Genomic DNA, 23,710 nt, shown 5'->3' with positions numbered 1-23,710 from the left:
CGCCAATAAATATCAGGAGAATCACATTGAATCTGGAAAGCTCTATCAAATTTTTCGCGCCTAAATCACCCATGTTTAGCGATTCTCCACGGGCAACGGCCAGTGACAGCCTGACCATTACGGATGTGATGGCATCCTTTGGCCTTACCGAAGCGCAGGCACGCTTCGGTTTTGAGCTGTTTCTGTCGAAACACGGCATCACTTCCAGTGACCGCGCCGTGGAGATGCTTACTGATTTTGGTCTGAGTCAGGCGGTACGCTACCGGGCGATTGCCGTACTCGAAAACGATATTAAACGCGACCTGGTGCAATTGCTTGCAACGTTCGCCTACCAGGATTATTCACGCAGCGCGGCCAGTACCCGGCAATGTCCGTGTTGCGGCGGTACCAGATTTACTGAAGCGGATGTATTCAGCATGAAATCGGTGATGTCCCGACCAGGTAACTGGCAGGTGAAAGAGTCTGTCCGGGTTAAGTGTTCGTCCTGCGACGGCAAAGGGAGAATCAGCAACGCCTGCCGCTGCCACGGCAAAGGCAAGGTGCTGGATAAAGAGCAAAGCGATTTGCAGGGTGTACCGGTCATGAAAACCTGCCCGAAATGCTCTGGTCGCGGTTATGCCCGGTTGCCGGGGGAAACGGTACGGCGCGCAGCCGGTTATGCAGTAATGGCTATCAGCGAGCCTACGTGGCGCCGCAGCTTTAAACCGTTCTATGAACTGCTGATCATCCAGTGCCACAAAGAGGAAGCGCACGCTGATGACATGCTTCAGAAGGTAACTAGAAACCGGGAAAATTTAGAAAAAATCAATTAGGTCCAACTCGTTTATTGACCTTGTGACGAAATTGGCCCAATATCATCGCTAATGATGGGATTTTTGTGTGCTGTTCATCAACGCCAAATCCGGTCAGTTGCATAATCTGTGACTAAATAAAGCGCCTTGAGGCTTCACCAGCCTGTTGGCGCTTTTTTTATTTGGCAATTGGAAGTGGGAACTGAGCTTGTAGAGATTGGAACGCAAAATAAAGTCCGAAAATAAAGGATATTGCAGAAAACAATCCGCAGAGGATCGCTACCAGCGTCCAATTTTTCCCCCTTTTAAGATGGCTTTCCTCACCTGTAGCAGCGTGATTGGTAAAGTTGCCTTGTGAAAAGTAAGTGGTACCAGCGCAGAAAACAGACAGAACAACACCTAATCCAAATGACATCATGGAATTGCCCAGAAGGTGTAATGTTTCAGGATTTTTGAACTCTTTGATGACATTACCTAAGAAAGCGAGAAGCGCTACTGATGCACCACCGTTAACTAGCATGAGTGCCTTGCATACATTTTCTCCATGACGAATTGCCGATCTAAATGATTCAAGGTAAACGTCAGTGTTACGGCGTATAAGCTCTTTCCGAATATGCATCTGAATTTCAGGGGCGTCGAATCCATCCAATTCTTCATTCATAGTAATTTCTCACTTAGTAAAATTGCTGTGATATTAAGCAAATCGAACACATCGCACCACAAATTCATACCCGGCCTTTTGGCTGGTTATTTTTATTAACGCGAGCTGAAATCGGATTTCAAAATTGCGGTTATGCAGAAGCGTTTTTACTGAAGCGCCACAGCACACGGCCAATAAGGTGACTGACAGCAATTCTGCCGGTTGGTGGGAATGGGGAATTTTCTCAGGTGACAGTGAGACTATTAACCGGGTTCGCTGTGGTCACAATTTCCTCAATTCCTAAAAGCGAATCCCCTCAAGGGGGTAGAGATGAAAATTATGCCTGACAAAATTGCTTCCGCAGCCAGTTACTGCGTGTCTGGCACCCTTGTATGCGGAGGTGGTGTGTCACAGTGGATACAAAACCTCGACTGGAATCAGGTTGCGATAATCAGTGGGGTATTTATTGGTTTCGCAACATTTCTGGTTAATGCCTGGTACAAGCGCCAGATGTTAAAAGCCTATCGCGAGGGTATCGCGCGCGGCATCATTTCCCCGCCAGCACAGGAGGATTAACAGTGGCAATTTCTCCGGCGCTGCGTAAAAAGATTATCGTGGCGGCTGCTGGTGGGTCATTAGCTATTGCCGCCGCTGTTATTCCCCAGCTTGAAGGGACTGAGTACAAGCCCTATCGCGATGTTGGCGGTGTATGGACTGTCTGCGAGGGCATAACCGGGTCTGATGTTATCCCCGGCAAAACATACACCCCCGCAGAATGTGATGCTCTCCTGACAAAACACCTCCAGCCCTTTGCCCGCTCTGTTGAACGTTCCGTAAAGGTGCCTGCGAATGCATATCAGAAGGCCGCACTTATCAGTTTTAGCTATAACGTCGGCGTTAATGCATTCGAGCATTCATCGGTGCTTCGCAATCTCAATGTTGGCCGCTACCAGCAGGCATGCGATGGCCTGCGTAGTTGGGTTTACGTTGACCGGGTGAAGATTAAAGGGCTGGTAAATCGCCGCGAGATTGAGCGGGAAATCTGCTTATGGGGTGCGAATCCATGACAGCAGAAATTAAAGCCGGTGCCGTCGTGTTGCTCTTGCTCATTCTTATCGGTCTGGCTGGTGGCGGTGCATATCTGGGCTACCAGTTCAAAAGCAACAGCGACCGGGCTGATTCTGCTGAGAATGCAGCAAAGCAAGCCAGCACAGTGACGGCCAACGTTCTGAGGGCTGTTTCTATCGTCAATGGCATTACCCAGGCAAACACAGATGCGAAACAGCAAATTGACCAGGAATCAGCTCAGCGCGTCGAAATTATTGAAAAGGCGATGTCTGCTGATGAGTGCGCTAAGCGGCCTGTACCTGCCATTTCTGTTAAGCAGTTGCGGGACCACGCGAACCGAATACGTTCAGGTTCCACCCGTACCGCTGCCAGCAAGTCTGTTAATTGATTGCGTGATACCAGAAATACCCGCTCAGCTTACCTACGGCGAGAGCGTGACCCTAAATGATCACCTGCTTGATGTTATTGAGAAGTGCAATAAGGACAAAGCAGACATCCGTACCATTGAACAATCCAGACAGGAACAAGCCAAATGACCTTTTATGAAACAATCATGTTGTGGTTCTCGACCATCGTTTCCGCGCTATATCTCATCGCTGGTGGCTGGGTAAAAATCCGAGACTACATTAAGGCAAAAGCTCAGGCCAAGTCTGATGCGATTGAAGCAGAAGTTCAGGCCCGCCTTAAGGTAGCGCAGTCAATAGCAGCAGACGCCCCGGCAGCGACTGCTACATCAACTGATGGGCCTGTAGTTGCAGGGACTGCCACGGCATAAAGTTGTCATCAAAAGGCGTATTCTTGAGAGTGCGCCTGATGATGATGTATAAACTTTTATGCACAATAGCCGATGATATTCACTAGATGTTGTCAATCACTTATGACAGGGAGAAATCAGCTATGAACGAGGTAGTGGTAAGGACTAAAAGCGAACTTGATACCGCAAGGAAAAATAAATCTTCGATGATAATCATCGAAGGTGAGTTAGCTAATAAAGTCAAAAAAAGTAAAAAAATTGCTTATGCAGGGGCGGGAACATTGGCATTGATTGGAACCGCAATCGCTGCTGCACCTGTTACTGGAGGGTTGTCTATGTTTGCTGCCGCGCCGGTGGCAGCACTCACTGGATTCGAAATTGCTGCAATTATTGCCGCATGCGCTTTAGGAATTGGATTGCTAGTGGCGCTCTTTAAGGACTATGATGAAGTAGATTTCGATGGGAAGAATTTACGAATGGTTCTAAAAAGAAAATCAAGCTGAATTGTTAAGTAATTATTGTGACCGCCTGCGGGCGGTTTTTTATTGGCATTTTCCCAAAACATCACCGACAAAAGACTTTGTGCCATCTAAATCATCAATAAAGCCAGTTCTCATCTGTGTGTAGAACACCTTTTTGTCATCATCAGAAATATTCCATGTTTCAACGGTGCGTCCCTGTCCCTTAAGGAACGTACCTAAAACTGACTTGCGATTGAGTCCGACGTAATTAAGGTCACTGCCTGTGACGGAAGAGTGATTTTTATCAGCAATTACATGGAATATTTTTCCGGAGAAAGCATCTTCCGAATAGCGATAGGATTCTGATTTGATTGCACTCATACCATGCAGATTCCCGACGACCCAGCAGTCTGCGTAAGAACTGAATACTGCAAAAGACAATGCAGTAACTATTAAGTATTTAATTTTCATATTTTCCATTTCCAGAGGTAAGTATGGCACTCACTGACAAGCGGGAAATTTTCTCAGTTGATTCAGTACCGCGTCCATACCCTAGGAAGAATTTTTTATCTGAATTTCACCCTCACATTATGTTGATCCCCGCGCCTGAGGTACTTGAGTGGATAGAGCAACAAATCCACTCCACCGAAGGTCATCTGCACAACCCCGATCATGCACATCTGATTGATGCCAACATCCGCGTTATGTGGGCGTCATCGGCGTTTTCCAAGAAGGGCCGCACGGTGCTCGGCCAGGCCGAAGAGGTGGCGTTTCGCGCTGGCGGCTGGCAGAAAGCCCGGATGGAGCAGCAGATGTATGAATGGTTCGGCGAGGTGCCGGATTATCTCATCACGTTGGCCGCCGACTTCTGCGCTGAATGCAGTGATATTGAATTCTGCGCCTTGGTTGAGCATGAGATGTATCACATCGCCCAAAAGGTTGATGAGTTCGGCGCGCCGGAGTTCACGCGCGAGGGCCAACCAAAGCTAACGTTGCGCGGCCACGATGTTGAAGAGTTCGTGGGCGTCGTTCGCCGCTATGGTGCCAGCGCAGAGGTTCAGCAGATTATCGACGCCGCCAGCCAAGCGGCTGAAGTGGCAAAACTCGACATAGCCAGGGCATGCGGCACATGCATGCTACGATTGGCTTAATTTTTTGACTGTTTATGACGGGCAGGTAACCAATGGCGACACTGAAAGGTGAGGTCAAAGCCTTCATCGTCCAGTCCCTGGCCTGCTTTGATACCCCTTCAGCGGTGGTTGATTCCGTCAAGAAAGAATTCGGGATCGCCGTGAGCCGCCAGCAGGTCGAATCCCACGACCCGACAAAGGTTAACGGGCGAGGACTGGCGCAAAAGTGGGTTGTCATGTTCAACGCAACCCGCGAACGCTTCCAGACTGAATTAGCCGACATCCCGATCGCCAATAAGGCGTACCGGCTGCGAGCACTCGACCGCATGGCGACCCGCACTGAAGGCATGAAGAACTTCGCGCTGACCGCCCAACTGATTGAGCAGGCGGCCAAAGAGTGCGGCGACGCATTCACCAACCGGCAGAAAGTGGAGCACACCGGCAAAGATGGCGGCGCTATCCAGACATTCACCATGAGCAAAGAGGATTACAAATCCGCCCGGCAGGAGATGATGGAGGATGACGACTGCTGAGCAAAAGGTATTCGCGCGCCGGATAGAGTGTGAAGAGGACGGCATGTATTTTGCCCGCTACTTCTTCAAGCAGCGCACCGGCGGCAAGATGATTGTTGCGCCGCATCACCAGGTGATTCAGCAAACGCTCGATCGCGTCATTGATGGCGAGATTAAGCGCCTTGTTATCAACGTTCCGCCCGGTTATACCAAAACTGAGCTGGCGACCATCAACATGATGGGGCGCGGGCTGGCGATTAACCGGCGCGCCCGCTTCATGCATCTGTCGTACTCGCACAATCTGGCGCTGCTCAACTCATCGACTGCGCGCGGGATGATTAAATCGAGTGCCTTCCAGGGCATGTGGCCGATGGATCTGCGCGATGATGCAGACAGCAAGGCCATGTGGTGGAATGAGTTTGGCGGTGGCGTCTATGCGTCATCGGCAGCCGGGCAGGTTACCGGCTTTCGCGCCGGGCATATGGAACCAGGCTGGCAGGGCGCGCTGATCATTGATGACCCGGTAAAACCGGATGATGCATATAGCGATACCGTACGCGGCGGCGTTAACGACCGCTTCAACGAAACCATCAAATCACGACTGGCCGTCGAAACGACGCCAATGATCGTGATTATGCAGCGCATCCACTATCACGACCTCAGTGGGTATTTGCTGCGCGGTGGCAGCGGCGAAATGTGGCATCACCTCAATTTGCCGGTGATCATCGACAACAGCCGCAGCTATTCCGAGATATACCCGGACAACACCCACGCCATACCGATTGACCACGGCCTGCCTGATGGCTGGCTGTGGCCGTTCAAGCATAACGAATCGCACCGCGTTTCACTCTTCTCGCACCGGCGCACCGCCGAGGCGCAGTACATGCAGAATCCGAAGCGTTTCAACGCCGAGGGCGCGCTATGGAATGAGGAGATGATCAGCGCGGCGCATGATATGCGGATCACGCAGGAACTCGCACGCACCGTTGTTGCCATCGATCCACAGGCAACCAACAGCGAGGAGAGCGACGAATCCGGCATCGCAGTTGCCAGCGTGTACGGTAGCGGTGATGAGCGCCAGTACAGCCTCGACGCCGACTACAGCGGCAAATACTCGCCGAACGGCTGGGCGACGCGCGCGATTGAGGCGTATCAGCAACACAACGCAGATGCGATTGTCATCGAAACCAACCAGGGCGGCGACATGGCGGAAGACACGCTGCGCAACGCTGGATTCTCTGGCCGCGTCATTCGCGTGCACGCCAGCAAAGGCAAGTTTGCCCGCGCCGAACCCATTTCCGCGCTCTATGCGCAGGGGCGGGTAGCGCACCGGGGCAGCCTGTATCAGGTTGAAAACCAGTTCATGGAGTACGTGCCAGCGACCGCGAAGAAATCACCTGACCGGCTCGACGCCGCTGTTTATGCCCTTACCGAACTATCAGAACCACAATCTCTTGGCATGTTGGTGCGCTCGCGCTGACGGAGGACACCAGTGAACGAAAGCCAGATGAAACAACAGCGTGCCGCTAATGCCAGCCTTGAAAAGGAGCGGGGCAAATATCTGTCGTCTCTTTACGGCGGCACCAGCAACACGAAGCGCCAGCGGCTGTATCAGGAATTCGGCTACCCGGTTGAATTGTGCTTCGATGATTTCTATCGCGCCTACTCACGTAACGCGATCGCCGGAGCATCAGTGCAACGCATGATTGATGGCTGCTGGGAAGATACCCCGGAAGTGTATGAAGGCGATGACACCAAGGATGCGACCAAACTTACCCCGTGGGATAAGCGGATCAATAAGCTGCTGAAACGCTGCTGGAAGCAGATTAAAGGCGCTGACCGGCGCAACCTAGTGGGGCGTTACTCAGCGCTGCTGATCCAGGTGAAAGACAACAAAGCATGGAGTGAGAAGGTCGACACAGCCGTTGTTGGCCGTCTGGCTGAGAAAGCGCTGGTGAAACTGATCCCGGCATGGGAAGCGCAGATTGAGCCGATTGAATGGGACAGCGATGAGCAAAGCGAGACATTCGGCGATGTGAAGATGTATTCATTCGTCGAACTGCCGGTTGGCAACAACCGTGATCCGCGTCCGGGCCGCGTCATTAATGTGCACCCCGACCGCGTGATTATCCTCGCCGAAGGCTCTGAAGATGGCGCTATGACGTCCGGGCGGTCAATGCTGGAGGATGGATTCAACAAGCTGCTGGACATTGAGAAGGTGAGCGGTGGCGCATCAGAAGGCTTTCTGAAGAACGCCAGCCGCCAGCTCAACTTCAGTTTCAGCAAGGATACGAACTTTGCCGCGCTGGCTAAAGCCCTTGGCGTGACCGAGGGGCAGCTGTCCGATGCGTTGGATAATCAGGTTCGCCGACTCAACGACAGCACCGACAGCGCAACATTCATGCAGGAAGGGACCGCCTCGGTGCTTTCGGTGGCCGCTGCCGACCCCGAACCGACATGGCGAACTGCACTGAGCGAATGGTGCGCCACCGTGCCGATCCCGATGAAAGAGCTGGTGGGCATGCAGACCGGTGAACGCGCCTCAACCGAGGACGGCAAGAGCTGGGCCAGAACCCGGATGTCTCGCCGGAATGGCCCTCTGACTGATTTCATAACGGATATTGTCACGCGCTTCTGGACGCTGGGCATTGTGCCTGCGCCAGCATCAGGCGAAATCACGGTTGGCTGGTCCGATTTACTCGCGCCGAGCCAGTCCGAGAAGATTGCCAACATGAGCGCGATGGCCGATGTCGCCGTCAAAACAACGAATGCGCTGGGCCGCTCAGCCATCAGCGGCAACGAGGTGCGCGCGCAGGGCGAATTGCAGCCAGATCCGGAACTGGACGATATCGATGACAACCAACCACCTGCCAAACGTCCCGACCCTCTCGGCGGTGACGACGATGAACAGGAAGCCTCGTAGCCCGGTGATCCCCAGGTCGCGCATTGACCCTACGATGTCGGGTAAGTCAGTCAGCAAGATGGCCCGAGACATTGAGGAACGGTATTACCAGATAAAGCTGGCGCTCAAATCGCTGTTTGATCATCACCTGACAGGGCGGCAGCGCGAGGGTAATTCGCACCAGTGGCATTTCCTCTGCCACCAGAACGGTGACATGCCGACTCTGTACCAGGTCAACGCTTCAGCCTACATCTACGACATGACGAACCAGCAGCTCTACGAGATGCTGAATCTGATGCAGGCAATTCTGGATAATCACCTGCTGGCAGGCGGCCAGAATGATTTCTGGGCTTCCGGTTACGTTGAACAGGAGCTTGAGCGCGGCACGTTTGAGGCGTTTAACAATCTGTCCAGGCAGTCCGATTACTACGCCCAGCAGACGACGCTGGCGCAGTTGCTGAGCAGCCCGGCATACCAGAATCAGGTGGCAGCGGCAGCTTTGTCTACTTACAGCGACTGGAAAAGCATCAGCGACGCGGCGCGCGGTGATCTGGCGAGTATTGTGATTGATGCAGTGGCGCGCGGTGTGAACCCAATCGGAACCGCGCAGGTGGTCAGCAAACGCCTTGATGTCTCCATGTCGAAAGCGTTGACTATTGCCCAAACTGAGCAGGTTGGCGCGCTGCGTAAAGCCCAGCGCAACGAAACAGAGTGGACGCGGGACCGGTTGGGACTCAATACCGCCATGCTCTGGATGTCAGCACTGAAGCCCACCACGCGCCCGTGGCACGCCTCGCGGCACGGCAAGACGTACACCACGGAAGAGGTTGAGCAGTTCTATGCTGAGAACGGCAACCGCTATAACTGCTACTGTTCCCAGATACCCGTATTGCTCGACGACGACGGCGAGATAGTGAACCGGGGGATGATTGAAAAGCTCGCGGAAGAGAGGAAAAAGTGGACTTCTTTGCAACAATAGTTATCTTGAAATGCCATATTAAATAGGGCGTTACTATGAACAGCGAGGATTTTGCGAGAGATGTGTTCAATGTTTTATTTAACATCAGGCAGCAATCCAAAGGTGATTATCTGCTTTCTGAAGTAGACCAAGTTTTGCGTTTATTGAACGAAGGGTCTGATGAAAAAATCACGATGGAAAAACTGCAATTATTACTTCAGAACTTTCCGTTGAAGCAGAAAGTGAAATTAGGTGATGGGATAGAGCCATTTGATTATCGACTAGATTTCGACAATAAGTTCACTCATGTAGGATTAATTGATAGAGCTTATTATCATAAAAGTGAGTGGATCTAAATTCCACATCAAGGTCGCCCCGGCGGCCTTTTTTATTGCCTGAAATCCACCAATGAGGACGTAACGTTGAAGCTATCCAGCATTCACGTTAAATCCCTCGCCATTAATGCCTCCAACATCTCAACGACCACCATCGATGGTGCCGAGCATTACGTCATTCGTGGCGTGGTGCCGATCGTCGACGACATTGTGATGAACGGCGGCCTGTATCCGGCGGAGGAGATTAACAACAGCTACCAGTCGATGGAAGGCAAGCTGATGCCGCTGTCGCACCCGAAGGTAGACGGCAATTATGTCAGCGCCAACGACCCGCGCGCCGTGAACAAGTATCACGCTGGCGCGTGGGCACAGAACGTCAGCAAGTCCGGTGACAAAGTCGTGATGGACGTTTACGTCAACAAGGCGGTCGCCGAGTCCAAACCGGACGGCAAGCGCCTGATTGAACGCCTCGATGGCATGGTGGCGAATACCAACACTGACCCGATCCACGTTTCCACCGGGCTGCTCACCAACAAAGAAACCAAAGCGGGCGAATCGAAGGGCAAAAAGCATTCGTGGATCGCGCGCAACATGCGTTTCGACCACATTGCCATCCTGCTTGATGAGCCGGGCGCTGGCACGCCAGCAGAAGGCGTGGGCATGTTCGTTAACGCCGACGGTGAACAGGGCGAGGTTGAGAGCGCCAGCATTACTGAGGCGGCCAACAACACCCAGGATGGCATCTGGAACAAGGTGAAATTCTTCTTCAGCAACGCAGCGGCTATGTCCTTCGACGACATCTACCAGGCGCTGCGCATGGCTATCAAATCCGACGATAAGACGTGGCGCTACATCGTCAGCGTCTGGCCGGATCATTTCGTTTACGAACAGGACGGCGAAGGCGTTACGCGCAAGCTGTTCGACCAGAAGTACCTCATGGCTGACGGCGCGGCGACGCTGGTTGGCAATCCTGTAGAAGTCGTGCGCAAACCCACTGAGTACGAAATTAAAACCAACGGAGAAATTAATCCGATGAAAGACCTGATTATCAACGCGCTGCAAGCCGCCGGTAAGCCGACCGAGGGCAAATCGGAAGCTGAACTGCTGGATGCCTACAACCAGATGAAGGCGGATGAAGCGGCACAGAAAAAAGGCGGTGACGGCGATGACTTCGATCCGGACACCGGTAAGCCGAAGAAAAAATCGGCCCCCACCAACAACAGCGATCAGGCACCAGCCTGGTTTGCTCCGTTTGCCGAAAAACTGACCAGCATCGAAAGCGGCCTGACAGCTAACGCTGACAAAGAAAAGGTCGTTAAGCGCGCTGCCGTGAAGGTTAAGTTTGGCCTGGACGATGCAGCCGTAAATGCGATGGACGGTGCAGCGCTGGATGGCATGTATGCGAAGTGCCAGACCTCGCACGGCCTCAACGGTAGTTTCCACCAGAACAGCCAGGATAACGACCAGTGGTCGAACTATGACCTCAACACCGGTACGGATCAGGAGAATAAATAATGCCTCATGTCATTTATCGCGGCCCGGTCGAGCGCGAACCGGAAACCCTTAACCTGCCGGTCGCTGGTGCTTACCAGCCCGGTGTAGTGGTGAAGAAGAACACCACCGGCGGTGTCACTGTCGCAGCTGACCCGACCGGTCGCCTGCTAATCCTGGGTAATCGCCGCTTCTACGGTCAGGACATCAACACAGCCTATGCTGCCAGCGAAACCGGCGTGCAATACCGTGTTGAAGTTGATCAGGAATATTACGTGCAACTGGCCGCCGCCGCTTACACGGTTGGTCAGGAGCTGACCGTGGGTGCGGGTGGTGTATTCGCTGCGGCAGCCGAAGGCGACATTGTGGTTGCCACCTTTGACGAAGCAGCTGCCCGCACGCTGACCGCACAGGGTTTTGCCGACGTGGTGATCGTTAACTCCTATACCAAACCGGCTGCGGCCTAAGGAATAAACAGAATGCTTAAGTTTACTGTTGATCAGCAAAAGCTGATCCTCAATGCCCGCCGCCGCTGGGACATGATGCAGCGCAACATGGCCGTCGCGCATGGTTTCGCGATGAATGATGCCAACGGCCAGTTCATCGCGTATGACCAGTTGGTCGGCAATGCCTCGGTGCTCCCGAAGGATGTGTGGGGAGAGTGGGACCGTTCGGCGATCACTGTTCAGCGCGATGTGCTGGCAGTGTTCAATGACCTGGCCGCCAGCGTGTCCCGCCCGATGGCCCTCGGCAAGCTTATCCACTACTTCATGACGCTGTCAGATTCCGGTGATGTGAACGTCAGCCTGGACGGTCGCGGCAAAGCCAAAACGGATCAACCGGTCATGGACTATGAAGGCACGCCGTTGCCGATTATCGACAGTGAGCTGTCATTCGGCTGGCGTCAGATGCTGGCGGCGCAGACTGAAGGCTATTCGCTAGACAGCGACGCTATCTCTAACCATCAGCGCAAAGTCGCTGAGAAGCTGGAGGACATGGCGCTGAACGGCGATGCCAATATCAACGTCGGTGGTGCCAAAATCTTTGGTTTGCGTACCGCGCCGAATCGTGCGACCGGTACGACTGCGCTGGATCTGAACGGCGCATCCGGTGCGCAATGGGTTGAGGCCATCAAAGAGCTGATCAGTCTTTTGCAGGACAACAACTTCTATGCGCCGGTGACCATCTACCTGAATTACAAAGACTGGTTTTACACCACCACCACGGACTATGCCGTCAACTACCCCAAAACCATCTTCACCCGGATCATGGAAATTCCCGGCGTTGAGAAGCTGGTTCCGGCCTCAAGAGTCCCGGCGAACGAGCTGCTTGGTGTGGTCAAGCGCAGCGATGTGGTGCAGATCCTTAACGGTATGCCGCTGACCATGCGCCCGAAAGCACGCCAGAATCCGGAAGACGATTATGTCTTTACCGTACTGGCCGCTGCTGCTCCGCAGTTCAAGCACGATGCCGAAGGCCAGGCCGGATACGTCCAACTGACCAAAGCCTGATTAACCGGGGCTTCGGCCCCACTCATTTTGCGGAGGGCATATGCCTGAAGAAAAACAAAAGTGGATCCTGACCCATGACAGCCATGAGCTGAAAAAGGGTGAGGTGTACGAAGGTGCAACGCTGCCTGCTTGGCTGGCGGGCAAAGCGACGCCTGTTTCGGCTGATGCTTTCGAAGTGTCAACGCCCGGCTCAGCTGACGTAAAAAAGCTGAAAGCTGAGATCACCTCGCTGACGAAGCGTGCTGAAACAGCAGAATCCAGCCTGGCGGAAGCCAATACTAAGCTGGAAGCTGAGACCAAACGCGCTGATGAAGCGGTCGCAGCACTGACAGCAGCAACCAAAAAGGATAGCTAACGATGGCAGCCCAGATCACACTTGCAGATGCGAAAGCGTACCTGGCTGAGCTGGGCTACTCTATCCCGGACTCGGTGCTTAATCTGCTCATTACCAAAGCAAACGGTATTGATGCGTGTCTGGAAGGTGCCGGTTATGACGACGCGACGCAGACGCTGATCAAGCTCTATTCCGTGGCTCTCATGTCAGCGTCATCCGGTGCCCGGCGCATCAAATCTCAGGGCGCACCTTCTGGTGCTTCGCGGTCATTCGACTATGACGATGAGGGGCTTGCCAACCTGGGCACAGCCCTGTCACTTGCCGACACGTCGGGTTGCACCGCGTCACTACCGATTTCCGCCGGGCAGAGTGCTGGCTTTTTCATGGTGCTGGGTGGTTGATATGCAATGGACACCAGCCTCTCAACTGCCCAAACCATTCGAACGCGTATGGCTCAAAACGTCCACTGGCCGGGAAACAACCGGCTATGTGAATAGCCGCGGTGAATGGGTAATAAATTGCAGCCGTATCGCTGCTGAAAAGCCAACTGTAATCAGCTGGAGACATTGATATGTCGTCATTGGCTAACTGGTCATACACGGCTCAGGCGACCATCTGGAAAAAGCTCGAAGGCCAGAACGAATACGGTGATCCGCTCGGGTTTGCCGCACCGCTGGTCATCTTTTGTGATTATCAGGGCGGTCTGTCAAAGCGTGTCGGCGATATTGGCGGCGAGAAGGTGGTGAAAAATACCATCTGGACCGAATACGCACTGGCCGATACCGGCGATTACATCCTGATCGGCGTATCGACAGGCGCAGATCCGATTGCCGCCGGTGCCGATGAGATAATGCAGGCCATTCGATATGCGGATACGTTTGACCGTCTGGCCGATGATTTCGCGATCATTACTGGAGCTTGAATATGGGTATCAAGATCAGAGGTGTGGCAAACAGCGTTAATGCCCTGAATCGCCTTATCGACGATATACAGACGCGGAAAATTCCCCGCGCCCTACAGTCGGCGAACCTCGTTATTGCCGCACAGGCAGCAATCATCACCCCGGTTGATACCTCCACGCTTCTCAATTCTCAGTTTCGCGAGATTATCGTTAACGGAACGCGGATCACCGGACGGGTTGGTTATTCCGCCAACTATGCGCTTTATGTCCACAACGCATCCGGGAAACTCAAAGGGCAGCCGCGTGCGCATTTCGGCAAGACCCGAGACGGCAAGGAGTTCGGTGGCGGCTCCGGTACTGGAAATTACTGGGATCCGCATGCAGAACCTCATTTCCTTACCAAAGGGGGCGAGCAGGCGAGGGATGATGTTGATCGGGTTGTCAGGAAGGAGTTATCACTTTGAACCCTCCAATGCACACGCGGGTGCGCAATTATTTTGAGGATGCCGGGTTACTGACTGGATTCACGCCGCAGTTGCTGGTGTGGAACGACACAGGACAGCTGACTGAAGCATTTATGGTGTTTCGCCCTAATGGTGGTTCATCAATCCAGCATGACCTCGGCAGCGAGTATTACGTGATGGTCGATGTGGTAGGTGCAAAAGGCGGTAACAGTGCTGCCGACGCTGCCATGCAGACCATAATCGATTATGTCCAGAAAAACCCCATGACCGACAACTGCGTTGGTTATCTGCAAAACCTCGGCGGCATCCCGGCCCCCGTTCTTACAACCGAAGGCCGCCTGGTCTATCGGCTCCAGTTCGTCGCCACCTACGGCGATTAGTTAAACGTCAAAGAGGAATTACTCATGGCAAATTGCCAGAACAGCAACGAACGTTTGTTCGGTGGCGCGGTTGTGCTTGAAGTTGCCGACGGATGCAGCGATACAGTTCCTGTCGAGTCAGAATGGAAGGCGCTGGCGGCAGGCACCAGCAAAACTTTTGACTTCAACCCAAACGCCACAACCAGTGATGCGGATGATGGCGGTGGCTATGTTGAGAGCATTATCACCAATGCCGATTTCACTATCAGCTTTGAAGGTGAAGTGCGTAAAAAGGATAAGCTGGATCAGTATGGTGTTGGCAAATTCATCAAATATTTTGCTACTGAGCTTGCTGCTAAGCGTCAGCCTGGCCTCTGGGTTCGTATGGAATTCGGTCCTGTCACCTTCCAGGGTTATATGGTGATCACCGCGCTCAGCTCAGACGGCGGCACCAACGACATCACAACCTTCTCAACCGAGTTTAAAGTTGGTGATGCATCCACTATTCAGGCATATGACACGCCTGAAGACGTGCCAGTAACCGGTGTTACCGTTGCGCCGTCTTCCGCATCAGTTGCTGAAGGTGCTACCACTCAGTTAACAGCGACTGTCGCGCCTTCAGATGCAACCAACCCGGCAGTAACCTGGTCATCCTCCAATACGGTGATCGCCACGGTGAACTCTTCCGGCCTGGTGACAGGCGTTGCAGAAGGCTCGGCCACCATTACTGCAACGACCGCAGACGGCGGATTCACATCCACTTCTGTAATCACTGTTACCGCTGCGTAATCATTACAAGGGGTGGCGTGCTGCCCCTGATAATGACTATGGAGAGAGCGATGACACCTTTGAAGGAAATTGGCGAGTGCCTGATAAGCGATGGCGATCAGGATTTCTTTTTCAGACCTTCGTTTATTGCAATGACGCAGTTGGGTTCACCAGAAGAAATTGTGACCACCTTTCATGATCTGTTCGATGATAGCGTGGCTCGAAAGATAGTTGCCGAGATTCAACGTCTAAGTAGCGTTTCAGCGTCAATGCGCATCCTCTACACGGCGATGACTGGAAAGGTTGACGATCAGCAGTGGCTGTTGCGGCAACTGTGCAGCGCAATGTCTGCCAAGCGAACCATTATGGCTGCGTATTCTGTTATCCAGGCATGCTGTGACCGGGACGCCACTCCATTGATCGGCGAACTCATACCCAGCAAAAGTGGCAAATGGGCTTTCGTTTACCGCGCCGGAAAGCTCCCGGTGGCAGACATGATAACGGTCGCGCGATCGCTAATTGTTCATGGCCTGATTGGTAAAGCGAAGGTGCGACGCCTCCAGCGGCATGAATCATCAACCGGTTCGACTGAGTTCAGCGCGCTTGAGTACATCAACGCGGCGCGCAACCACTTCGAAATCAGCCGCCGTGAAGCCGAACAACTCACGATGACTGAGTTTCAGATGATGATCGCCATGAAGTACCCCGTTCAGAAGGGCTTCACTCGCGAGGAATACGACAAAGTAGCAGATGACTATCTGGCTAAGAAGGCAAGAAAGTTGGCTAAGGCTGGAAAACTCACCACGACCATTTATAGGCCCGGTATACGTGCGGAAGATTGACCCATTGATGGATGCTATCGGATTGGCAATATCGCATGGGTTTAAGGTTTACTGATCCGAGAAGAGGCTAAGTTTTGGACGAAAGTTGCCGATATAGTGATAAAAGGGAGTTGCTCAGGATGTATGTTTTGTGGTTTTCTTGAACAACGCAGAAGGCGCCATGAGTTGATGCAACCAAGTTTACGGCATCAGTCATCCAAAAAAACGAGCAGATTTTGCTCTAAAATGAGAAATCATTGGCGACTGTTTCATCTACTATTAAAGCTATCGCAGACTCCAATAGTCTCGGCTAAGGAGAACAATCATGACAAAATTTAACATGCAGGTTAAGCAGAACTATGCATCTTTCTTTTTTAAAGAAAGTGATAAGTGTGTGATTGTTGACAGCTTTGATAACCAAGAATTTGACGTTCGTGTCGGTACGATTGCCGAAAGCAAGCACGTTGGTACAGTGAACGCCTACTCTGATGAAGAGTTAAATGAGCAGTTAGAACGTTTAACGGCAGATTATCTATGACAATAACGCGTCAAGGTTTGGATGATCTTGAGGCGATAATTAATGACAGCCTTGAGACTGACTGCATAGAGATAACTTTTTCTGGTCATTTCTCTTTTGACAGAGTAAATGACCAGAGGAACAACCCCGCCATAACCCTCAGAGAACTTGAAGATATCTTCAATAAGTTCAAGGCCGCACACGCCAAAACTGTGTCGGGCTACTCCACAAGTGATACCTTCGTACTGAAATGCAACAAAACAAAAATCAATTTGCCATGTGGTGTTGAGCTGACAAGAAAGCACGGCAAGCCGTGGATGAAGATCACCGTGATGACGGTGATGAGGAAAGACCCGTTTTTTACAAATGACAAATACGAATTGTTCGTGAATTAATTGCCTTCATGCATTGATTGCAGCGGACATTAGACCCACCTCTCGGTGGTTTTTTTGTATCTTACCCCACCTCTATTTTGCGACCTCTTGCGCCTTCCTCATGTTAGGATTGGTCCTAACTTTACGGATGGGAACAGGGATATGAGGAAACTGTTTATTGCGATGCTGTCTATAGCGCTTGCTGGATGCGTATATGTAGGCACTAATTTTGATGAGTCAAAGTTGGCAAATGTCCAGAAAGGTGTGACCACGAAACAAGAAGTTATTTCCATGTTTGGCGAGCCGACGACAACCACTGTTGATTCTGATGGTAACGAGGTTCTTATGTGGTCATACAGCATCGGTAGCGCTTTCGGTGCTGACGCAAAAGTGTTGAGTGTTAAAACTTATAATGGGAAAGTGCAGTCATACATAGTCAGCAAATCAAAGGTCTGACATGGTGAATTAATAAATAGTGAACCTCGCTTCGGCGGGGTTTTTTTATGCGCGGAGATCAGCATGTCAGAAAAGGTTGGTGAAATTTATTACGACGTTGAACTGGAGACTGCTCAGCTTCTGACTGGTGCCAATAAGGTTAAATCTGCGTTGTCTGACATGACTGGTAGCGCTAAGACCACCGGGAAAGCAGTTGATAATCTTGGTAAAGAAGCAAAATCTACAGCTTCTAATCTGGACCAGATCACCAGTCATGCAAAATCAATGGATGGTAGCCTCCAGTCGCTGAATACCACTTTTTCTGCCGTAGCCACAGCCATCAGCCAGGCCAACACAAACTCTCTTGCCGCCAGCATGACGATGACACAGATGAATGCCGCAATGCAGACACTGATTTCATCGGTGAACTCTATGGCGAGCGCGATGAAAGAATCATCCAGCAGCACGGCGGCAGCATCAAGGGAGTATTCACGCGCCGAATCTATCATCGAGGGGCTTGGTAACCAGATAACCATTCTAGAAGAGGCAAACGAGAATGGAGCGCGTAGTGCGGCCGTCCTTGCTGCGCAATTACGTGCCGGTTCTGCTGCGACTGATGAAGAGAAGCAGAGGATAGGCCAACTGACAGGCCAGCTTTTCGACATGAAGAACAGCACCGATCAGGGTGCTAAAAGCCACGGTAACTGGCGCGCACAGATGCAGCAGGCCGGTTATCAGGTGCAGGACTTCATTGTCCAGGTTCAGGGTGGTCAGTCTGCACTGGTGGCATTCAGCCAGCAGGGTTCTCAACTGGCCGGTGCATTCGGGCCAAGCGGTGCCATTATCGGTGCGATAATCGCGTTGGGATCAGTACTGGCAGGAACGCTGGTTAAATCGATGGGCAGCGCAGAAGACCAGATGAAAACGCTGGCAACTGCCACGAATGCCCTGAATGATGTGATTAACATTTCGCAGAGTGGCGTGGCTGTTTTGTCGGATAAGTATGCCATGCTGGCACGAACAAACGCTGAAGCGGCCACGATACTGCGCAATCAGGCAATCATCGAATACAACCAGGCGGTGTCAAAACTTCCTTCAGCAATAAATGATGCTGCCACTTCAATTTTCGGACTTGGAGATTCTGCCAAAGCAGCATTTGCTGGGGCGACTGTCGGTATAAGCGCGTTCAATGACATCCTTAAAGCCAATCAGATCGAAACGGATAATGTCAAAGAGGCATTTAGCCAACTGGCGTCGAGAGGTGATGCTGCGCAGGGATCAATGCTTACATTTTCCAGCACGATTTCAGCCTTATCATCCAATTTCGGCATTTCTGAACAGCAAGCGTTCAATTTAGCCAAACAGTTGCAAAATGTCTCCCAGACAAAATCCCCGGAGGCTTTGCAAGCGTTGGTATTGGAGCTACAGGGGATAAAATCATCTTCCACTGATGGTCAGGTGGCGCTTACTGCTTTTATCAGCAAACTGGTCAATCTTGTCTCTGCTTCTGCCAATGCGAAAGCAAACGTTGCGGCCCTTAAGGGGGAGATGGATAACCTGACTCAGGGCCAGAAAAACCTGATCCAGCAGTCGCAGAGGGAACTGGCGTTATCAAAGCTACAGGGAGCAGCTCGCGCAAGGTTGCAGGCGCTATACAAGGCTGAAGACGCAGGGTTCACCGGAGGCAGCTCACAAGCTATTCAGATGCAGAATGAGGCCGAACAGACATATAACAATGTCCAGGCTCAGCAGAAACTTAAAAGCAGCAGTAGCCAACTGGCTAAGCAGGAAGAGTCTGTCGCTCAAAAATTGGCAAACCTGAAACAGCAGTCTGAACTTGCTGCAAACTCGACAACTGAACTGAGCCGTGAACAGGCCATCCTCACTGCGCAGCAGTCTCTCGGCAAAGGTGCGACTCAGGAACAAATTGCGCTGGCCGGACAGTACGCAGCACAAAAATGGGACACAGCAAACGCACTTAAGGCTCAGGCAGCAGCTGAAAAACTCATCCCGGAAGCCAAGGAAAATTCCAGCTATGCGCAGGACGTAAAAGATCTGCAAACTGCCTACAATGCAAAGAAAATAACCCAACAGCAGTATAACCAGACCAGTGAGCAACTGGAGCAACAGCATCAGGTTAATTTAGCCAAGATCCGGGCTGAGCAAAATTCCGGTGTTTCACCCTTGCAGGATGCTCAAGGCGCAATTGACCCTGTCCAGCAACTTGCAAATGAGAACGCCCGTAAACTGGCTCTCATCCAGCAATTCGAAACTGAAAAGGGCGTACTGACGCAGAACGGGCTGGCGCTTATGAATGCTGCCAACACCGAGTATGAGCAGGCGCGTATCGCCGCACAATGGCAGATTTACAAAGCGCAAAGTGATTCAAACGCATTATTGGGAACAGCCATTGAATCTTTGGGTGGAGGTGCCACTAACGCTATCACCGGGCTTCTGAATGGGACTCAAAGCCTTTCGGAAGCATTCGCCAACCTTGGTACATCAGTCCTCAATGGTCTGGTAAGCAGCTTGGTCGAGATGGGCGTGCGATGGGTTGAATCGGCTGTCATGGGCCAGGCCGCGCAGACCACTGCGATCGCCAGTAACCAGGCAACCGCGGCAACCGCTCTGACAGCATCTGTTTTTGCCGGGTCAGCCGCAGCTGCTGAACTGCTGGCAGCATGGTCCCCAGCGGCAATGGCGGCATCAGTAGCAACCTCAGGCGGGGCAGCAGCAGCGGGCATGACGGGCTTCACAACCGCAATGACAACTGCCCAGGCAATGTCACTCACTGGTGCTCGCGAACACGGCGGCCCGGTCAGCGCCAACAGCATGTATAAGGTGGGAGAGGGCGGTAAGCCTGAAATCTTCAAGGCCAGCAATGGCAGCCAGTATATGATCCCAGGTGATAACGGCTCCGTTATTAGCAACAGGGACATTGGTAGCTCCAGCAGCGGATCGACAATTCAGCAGGAAGTGCATTTCAATATCCAGACAACCGGCGGCATTGATGATGCGACAAAGGCATGGATTGTTAGCTCAATGAAGCAGGTCGCACTTTATCAGATGAAAGATCAGAGCACTCGTCCTGGTGGAATGCTTCAGGCAAGAAAATCTCGATAATTTTGATAATATCAAACCTCATAATCCAAGGAGATATAACATGGCTATGGAAATTGAAGTAGGCAAAATCACGGCGTTTGATAACGTCAATGGAAAGGGAATTTTGGGCAGTGTTGTTTTTATCGATTATGAAGTTAGTAGCCAAAAAACAACTGTGAACGTTGCAATCTCGCTGGATAGAGATGCATCTCTTGCTGAGATTGAAGCTCGAGTACTTGAAAAAGCTAAGCAGCAACTGCGAGACTTAGTTGCTACCTTCTGATTTATCAACATCCGATTAGACCCGCTTTGGCGGGTTTTTTATTTGGAGTAACTCATGCCTGAAATTTTCACATGGAGTCCTCAAAAGGGCTTCACGGGCGAACGCACGCCTAATGTCAGCGTCGTGGCGCTAGGTGATGGTTATGAGCAGCGACAGGTTAAGGGGATTAACCCCTTGCTGGGGAAATATTCGCTTACGTTCATTGGTTACGACGATGATAAGTGTTCGCGACCCAACGTCGCCAAAGAGGCGGATTCATTCTTAACAGAGCGAATGGCGGTTGAGTCGTTCTACTGGACTCCATCCGATACAGGTGTGCAGAGGCTTTATGTGTGCCGCACCTGGTCACTCCAGAAAACGGGGAGTTTTTACCAGCTCACCGCTACGTTTGAGCAGGTCCCTCGTTAGCATTGGATGAAAAGCATGCCATTTTGGGTTTCTTATTGAACGATTGGTGATTTCATAGTTAAGTTATTTTGATGCTTCTGCACAAAGGAGGCATTAAAAATGTTTGTGAAAAAACTTCTGATGACGTCAATTTTACTGATGGGATTAGTATCTACAGATATTGCAAACGCTAAAAGTACGAGACTTACAGACGATCAAGTCAAGCAACATATTATTGATGAGTCTATAGCATCTTATCCGGGAACATGTGCATGTCCCTTCAATTCAGCCAGAAACGGTAGCAGTTGCGGAAGAAGAAGTGCCTGGAGTAAGGCAGGTGGTTATGCCCCTATCTGTTATAAAAAAGAAGTTACCAAAGATATGGTCGCGCAGTGGCGAGAGAGTAATAACGCATAGCAACCCGCTTCGGCGGGTTTTTTTATGCCGGAAAAATGGCTATATAAGCCTTTATAACCTGACAGGTGATTATGCGAGATATACCAGCAGAACTCATTATCGAAAGCGTTGATGCCGGTGTTGGCGCGATGCTCGATCTGTTCGAGCTTGACCTTCAGGCATTTGGCGGAGATGTGATCCGCTTCCATTCAGGCACGAACGGTTATTACAACGATGTCATATGGAAGGGGAATGCTTATTTAGCCTATCCGATTGCTGTAGAGGGGTTCGAAACCAAATCCGAGGGCACCTATGCCCGTCCTACAATGGCTGTCGCCAACATGGACGGTCTGATTACCGGGATCAACAGTGATTTTAACGATGCAGCTGGGGCAACGCTGACCCGCCGGCAGGTGCTGGTAAAACATCTCGATGCGGTAAACTTTCCGAACGGGAATCCGGATGCTGATACCACGATGGAGGCTGTGTCTCGTTACACCGTGGAGGAAATGTCTGAAGAGACACCCGAGCAGGTCACTTATAACCTTTCCACACCGGTAGACCAGGACAACGCGGTAATCCCCGGCCGCACCATTCTTGCTGATGTATGCCAGTGGCTTTACCGGGGTGACGGTTGCGGTTACAGCGGTGGCGCGGTGGCTGATGAGTTCGATCAGCCCACATCGGATACAACGAAAGACCGGTGTTCAAAACACCTTAGCGGTTGCCGTCTTCGTTTTCCCGCGCCAGCTATTAAACCGTACGGGGGATATCCGGGAGCGAGTAAAGTATCATGACGCTGGAACATGAATGCCTTCTCTACGCTGCCTCATCCGATGATGAGGTGTGCGGACTGATCCTCAATAATACGCGCCTTATCCGCTGTGAGAATGTCCACCCACAGCCATCTCAGCATTTCAGGATAAGCGATGAGGACTGGATAAGCGCTGAAGCGGCGGGAGAAATCACCGCCGTTTTTCATTCACACCCAAAACCAAAACCGGTGCTGTCACCGGCTGACCGCACGGCACAGATTGCCACTGACATTGACTGGTGGCTTGCCAGCGCCGAGGTTCTGCGCAAAATCCGCCCCGTTCCGCATCTGCTGGGACGCCGGTTCGTTCATGGCATCACGGACTGCTATACGCTGTTTCGGGATGCCTATCACCTCTGTGGCATCGATTTGCCTGATTTTGAACGTACAAACGGATGGTGGTTGCGAGGGGAAAATCTGTATTTAAAAAACATGGCAGCCAACGGGTTTTATGAGGTTGACGCTGAAGATATCCAGCCCGGTGATGTCATTATCCGGCGCGCATTTCCCGAAGCGGATCCGTGCCACGCCATGATCTGGTTGGGGAATAACACCATTCTCCATCATGAAGTTTATGGGCGGCTGAGTCGCCGGGAGCAGTTGCGCCCGATTTACATACCGCTGTTCCATTCCATCTGGAGGCATGAACAATGCTCATCTTTAGATTTGCGGGGAATCTACGACGACATTTCCGCCAGATCGCTTTAAATGTTGATACCCCTTCTCAGGGGCTGCGCCTGCTGCTGGCCCAATGCCCTGCCTTCAAACGTGATTTTTATAAAACCCGTCTGCGTATCCGCATCGATGGCGGTGATGTGTCCAACGACAACCTGGCATTTCATATGGACCGGCATCTGAAAGACGGTGCAGCGGTGCTGTTTGTGCCGGTAGTTGAAGGGGCACTTACAGCTGCCGCGGCTGCCTGGATTATGGTGGCGGTCACGGTCGCGTCAGTGGCTTATTCGCTATATATGACATCCACGTTGAAAACCTCCAGTGCGTCGGATAATGATTCGACCAGCATCACCAACAATTCATTTACCAGTGCCGAAAACCGGGTAGGTCAGGGGAGTCCGGTTCCGATCCTGCTGGGTGAGATGGTTATCGGATCGAATGTTGCCAGTCTCGGCATTGATACCAGCAACAATGAAGACTGGGATATTTCGATCGTCTGATAGCCAACAAATCATTCTTTTTCAGGG

General features: G+C 51.9%; 35 protein-coding genes. 33 read left to right on the top strand and 2 right to left on the bottom strand.

Annotation, left to right across the window (positions count from 1 at the left end; translation table 11 throughout):
- Nucleotides 1-26: 26 nt before the first annotated feature.
- Complete coding sequence (locus AC6I8R_RS11550) at nt 27-812, top strand: antitermination protein Q (RefSeq protein WP_497832296.1); 786 nt, start codon at nt 27-29, stop codon at nt 810-812.
- A 157-nt stretch (nt 813-969) separates the two neighbouring features.
- Here the strand turns inward: AC6I8R_RS11550 and AC6I8R_RS11545 are convergent, their stop codons facing one another.
- Nucleotides 970-1,452: a hypothetical protein gene (locus AC6I8R_RS11545; RefSeq protein ID WP_497832295.1), complete on the bottom strand. Its 483-nt coding sequence runs from the start codon at nt 1,450-1,452 to the stop codon at nt 970-972.
- A gap of 309 nt (nt 1,453-1,761) precedes the next feature.
- Here AC6I8R_RS11545 and AC6I8R_RS11540 point away from each other — a divergent pair, with 309 nt between their 5' ends.
- The 6 genes from AC6I8R_RS11540 (at nt 1,762) to AC6I8R_RS11515 (ending at nt 3,756) form a co-directional block, all read left to right on the top strand.
- Entirely contained in the window at nt 1,762-2,007 is a 246-nt protein-coding gene (locus AC6I8R_RS11540; protein ID WP_497832294.1) for a phage holin, read from the top strand.
- 2 nt (nt 2,008-2,009) lie between these two features.
- Entirely contained in the window at nt 2,010-2,498 is a 489-nt protein-coding gene (locus tag AC6I8R_RS11535; RefSeq protein ID WP_497832293.1) for a lysozyme, read from the top strand.
- Nucleotides 2,495-2,887 (top strand): DUF2570 family protein, encoded by a 393-nt coding sequence (locus AC6I8R_RS11530; RefSeq protein WP_497832292.1) that lies wholly within the window; start codon nt 2,495-2,497, stop codon nt 2,885-2,887. Before AC6I8R_RS11535 ends, AC6I8R_RS11530 begins: the two co-directional genes overlap by 4 nt.
- Nucleotides 2,775-3,035, top strand: coding sequence for an Rz1-like lysis system protein LysC (gene lysC / locus AC6I8R_RS11525; RefSeq protein WP_497832291.1), 261 nt, complete (start codon nt 2,775-2,777; stop codon nt 3,033-3,035). The genes AC6I8R_RS11530 and lysC overlap by 113 nt, the downstream gene beginning before the upstream one ends.
- Nucleotides 3,032-3,274 (top strand): DUF1378 family protein, encoded by a 243-nt coding sequence (locus AC6I8R_RS11520; RefSeq protein ID WP_497832290.1) that lies wholly within the window; start codon nt 3,032-3,034, stop codon nt 3,272-3,274. Before lysC ends, AC6I8R_RS11520 begins: the two co-directional genes overlap by 4 nt.
- 122 nt (nt 3,275-3,396) lie before the next feature.
- Nucleotides 3,397-3,756 (top strand): PM1101 family membrane protein, encoded by a 360-nt coding sequence (locus AC6I8R_RS11515; protein WP_497832289.1) that lies wholly within the window; start codon nt 3,397-3,399, stop codon nt 3,754-3,756.
- A gap of 39 nt (nt 3,757-3,795) precedes the next feature.
- On the opposite strand, the gene AC6I8R_RS11510 is transcribed toward AC6I8R_RS11515, so the two are convergent.
- Nucleotides 3,796-4,185: a hypothetical protein gene (locus AC6I8R_RS11510; RefSeq protein WP_497832288.1), complete on the bottom strand. Its 390-nt coding sequence runs from the start codon at nt 4,183-4,185 to the stop codon at nt 3,796-3,798.
- A gap of 23 nt (nt 4,186-4,208) precedes the next feature.
- On the opposite strand from AC6I8R_RS11510, the gene AC6I8R_RS11505 reads away from it, so the two are divergent.
- From AC6I8R_RS11505 to AC6I8R_RS11380, 26 genes are all read left to right on the top strand, one after another.
- A complete protein-coding gene (locus AC6I8R_RS11505) occupies nt 4,209-4,865 on the top strand; it encodes a putative metallopeptidase (protein WP_497832287.1) in 657 nt (218 codons plus the stop codon).
- Between the two features lie 32 nt (nt 4,866-4,897).
- Nucleotides 4,898-5,377 carry a DUF2280 domain-containing protein gene (locus AC6I8R_RS11500; RefSeq protein ID WP_497832286.1) on the top strand — a complete coding sequence of 160 codons (480 nt, stop codon included), beginning with the start codon at nt 4,898-4,900 and terminating at the stop codon, nt 5,375-5,377.
- Nucleotides 5,364-6,836, top strand: a complete 1,473-nt coding sequence (locus tag AC6I8R_RS11495; RefSeq protein ID WP_497832285.1) for a phage terminase large subunit family protein — start codon at nt 5,364-5,366, stop codon at nt 6,834-6,836. Before AC6I8R_RS11500 ends, AC6I8R_RS11495 begins: the two co-directional genes overlap by 14 nt.
- A gap of 12 nt (nt 6,837-6,848) precedes the next feature.
- Nucleotides 6,849-8,279, top strand: coding sequence for an anti-CBASS protein Acb1 family protein (locus AC6I8R_RS11490; RefSeq protein ID WP_497832284.1), 1,431 nt, complete (start codon nt 6,849-6,851; stop codon nt 8,277-8,279).
- Nucleotides 8,280-8,337: 58 nt separating this feature from the next.
- The gene (locus AC6I8R_RS11485; protein WP_497832755.1) at nt 8,338-9,237 is read left to right on the top strand and encodes a phage minor head protein; all 900 of its coding nucleotides are present in this window, start codon (nt 8,338-8,340) and stop codon (nt 9,235-9,237) included.
- Between the two features lie 35 nt (nt 9,238-9,272).
- Nucleotides 9,273-9,572, top strand: a complete 300-nt coding sequence (locus AC6I8R_RS11480) for a hypothetical protein (protein ID WP_497832283.1) — start codon at nt 9,273-9,275, stop codon at nt 9,570-9,572.
- A 66-nt stretch (nt 9,573-9,638) separates the two neighbouring features.
- Nucleotides 9,639-11,066 carry a DUF2213 domain-containing protein gene (locus tag AC6I8R_RS11475; RefSeq protein WP_497832282.1) on the top strand — a complete coding sequence of 476 codons (1,428 nt, stop codon included), beginning with the start codon at nt 9,639-9,641 and terminating at the stop codon, nt 11,064-11,066.
- On the top strand, nt 11,066-11,509 hold the full coding sequence (locus AC6I8R_RS11470) for a hypothetical protein (RefSeq protein ID WP_497832281.1): 444 nt from the start codon (nt 11,066-11,068) through the stop codon (nt 11,507-11,509). Before AC6I8R_RS11475 ends, AC6I8R_RS11470 begins: the two co-directional genes overlap by 1 nt.
- Before the next feature lie 12 nt (nt 11,510-11,521).
- Entirely contained in the window at nt 11,522-12,553 is a 1,032-nt protein-coding gene (locus AC6I8R_RS11465) for a major capsid protein (RefSeq protein ID WP_497832280.1), read from the top strand.
- Nucleotides 12,554-12,593: 40 nt separating this feature from the next.
- On the top strand, nt 12,594-12,908 hold the full coding sequence (locus AC6I8R_RS11460) for a hypothetical protein (protein ID WP_497832279.1): 315 nt from the start codon (nt 12,594-12,596) through the stop codon (nt 12,906-12,908).
- A 2-nt stretch (nt 12,909-12,910) separates the two neighbouring features.
- The gene (locus AC6I8R_RS11455; protein ID WP_497832278.1) at nt 12,911-13,288 is read left to right on the top strand and encodes a DUF7370 family protein; all 378 of its coding nucleotides are present in this window, start codon (nt 12,911-12,913) and stop codon (nt 13,286-13,288) included.
- Between the two features lie 170 nt (nt 13,289-13,458).
- The gene (locus AC6I8R_RS11450) at nt 13,459-13,809 is read left to right on the top strand and encodes an uL10 family ribosomal protein (protein ID WP_497832277.1); all 351 of its coding nucleotides are present in this window, start codon (nt 13,459-13,461) and stop codon (nt 13,807-13,809) included.
- A 2-nt stretch (nt 13,810-13,811) separates the two neighbouring features.
- The gene (locus tag AC6I8R_RS11445; RefSeq protein WP_497832276.1) at nt 13,812-14,252 is read left to right on the top strand and encodes an HK97 gp10 family phage protein; all 441 of its coding nucleotides are present in this window, start codon (nt 13,812-13,814) and stop codon (nt 14,250-14,252) included.
- Nucleotides 14,249-14,632 carry a phage tail termination protein gene (locus AC6I8R_RS11440; protein WP_497832275.1) on the top strand — a complete coding sequence of 128 codons (384 nt, stop codon included), beginning with the start codon at nt 14,249-14,251 and terminating at the stop codon, nt 14,630-14,632. The genes AC6I8R_RS11445 and AC6I8R_RS11440 overlap by 4 nt, the downstream gene beginning before the upstream one ends.
- A gap of 24 nt (nt 14,633-14,656) precedes the next feature.
- The gene (locus tag AC6I8R_RS11435; RefSeq protein ID WP_497832274.1) at nt 14,657-15,400 is read left to right on the top strand and encodes a phage tail tube protein; all 744 of its coding nucleotides are present in this window, start codon (nt 14,657-14,659) and stop codon (nt 15,398-15,400) included.
- 50 nt (nt 15,401-15,450) lie between these two features.
- Nucleotides 15,451-16,221, top strand: a complete 771-nt coding sequence (locus AC6I8R_RS11430) for a DUF6246 family protein (RefSeq protein ID WP_497832273.1) — start codon at nt 15,451-15,453, stop codon at nt 16,219-16,221.
- A gap of 304 nt (nt 16,222-16,525) precedes the next feature.
- Complete coding sequence (locus AC6I8R_RS11425) at nt 16,526-16,738, top strand: hypothetical protein (protein ID WP_497832272.1); 213 nt, start codon at nt 16,526-16,528, stop codon at nt 16,736-16,738.
- Nucleotides 16,735-17,112, top strand: a complete 378-nt coding sequence (locus AC6I8R_RS11420; RefSeq protein WP_497832271.1) for a hypothetical protein — start codon at nt 16,735-16,737, stop codon at nt 17,110-17,112. Before AC6I8R_RS11425 ends, AC6I8R_RS11420 begins: the two co-directional genes overlap by 4 nt.
- A 141-nt stretch (nt 17,113-17,253) precedes the next feature.
- The gene (locus AC6I8R_RS11415; RefSeq protein ID WP_497832270.1) at nt 17,254-17,547 is read left to right on the top strand and encodes a hypothetical protein; all 294 of its coding nucleotides are present in this window, start codon (nt 17,254-17,256) and stop codon (nt 17,545-17,547) included.
- Nucleotides 17,548-17,610: 63 nt separating this feature from the next.
- Nucleotides 17,611-20,649, top strand: coding sequence for a tail protein (tape measure) (locus AC6I8R_RS11410; protein WP_497832269.1), 3,039 nt, complete (start codon nt 17,611-17,613; stop codon nt 20,647-20,649).
- A gap of 40 nt (nt 20,650-20,689) precedes the next feature.
- The gene (locus AC6I8R_RS11405) at nt 20,690-20,911 is read left to right on the top strand and encodes a hypothetical protein (protein ID WP_497832268.1); all 222 of its coding nucleotides are present in this window, start codon (nt 20,690-20,692) and stop codon (nt 20,909-20,911) included.
- 54 nt (nt 20,912-20,965) lie between these two features.
- The gene (locus AC6I8R_RS11400) at nt 20,966-21,319 is read left to right on the top strand and encodes a phage tail protein (protein ID WP_497832267.1); all 354 of its coding nucleotides are present in this window, start codon (nt 20,966-20,968) and stop codon (nt 21,317-21,319) included.
- Between the two features lie 138 nt (nt 21,320-21,457).
- The gene (locus AC6I8R_RS11395; protein WP_497832754.1) at nt 21,458-21,715 is read left to right on the top strand and encodes a hypothetical protein; all 258 of its coding nucleotides are present in this window, start codon (nt 21,458-21,460) and stop codon (nt 21,713-21,715) included.
- A 71-nt stretch (nt 21,716-21,786) separates the two neighbouring features.
- On the top strand, nt 21,787-22,491 hold the full coding sequence (locus tag AC6I8R_RS11390) for a phage minor tail protein L (protein WP_497832266.1): 705 nt from the start codon (nt 21,787-21,789) through the stop codon (nt 22,489-22,491).
- Complete coding sequence (locus AC6I8R_RS11385; RefSeq protein ID WP_497832265.1) at nt 22,488-23,216, top strand: C40 family peptidase; 729 nt, start codon at nt 22,488-22,490, stop codon at nt 23,214-23,216. Before AC6I8R_RS11390 ends, AC6I8R_RS11385 begins: the two co-directional genes overlap by 4 nt.
- Entirely contained in the window at nt 23,159-23,683 is a 525-nt protein-coding gene (locus AC6I8R_RS11380; protein ID WP_497832264.1) for a tail assembly protein, read from the top strand. Before AC6I8R_RS11385 ends, AC6I8R_RS11380 begins: the two co-directional genes overlap by 58 nt.
- The last annotated feature ends 27 nt before the right edge of the window (nt 23,684-23,710 follow it).

Source organism: Pantoea sp. X-Soil-OKNW-713 (genome assembly GCF_059730685.1).
Note: the sequence above shows the minus strand (reverse complement) of the source record. Positions and strands in the feature narration are given on the sequence as shown.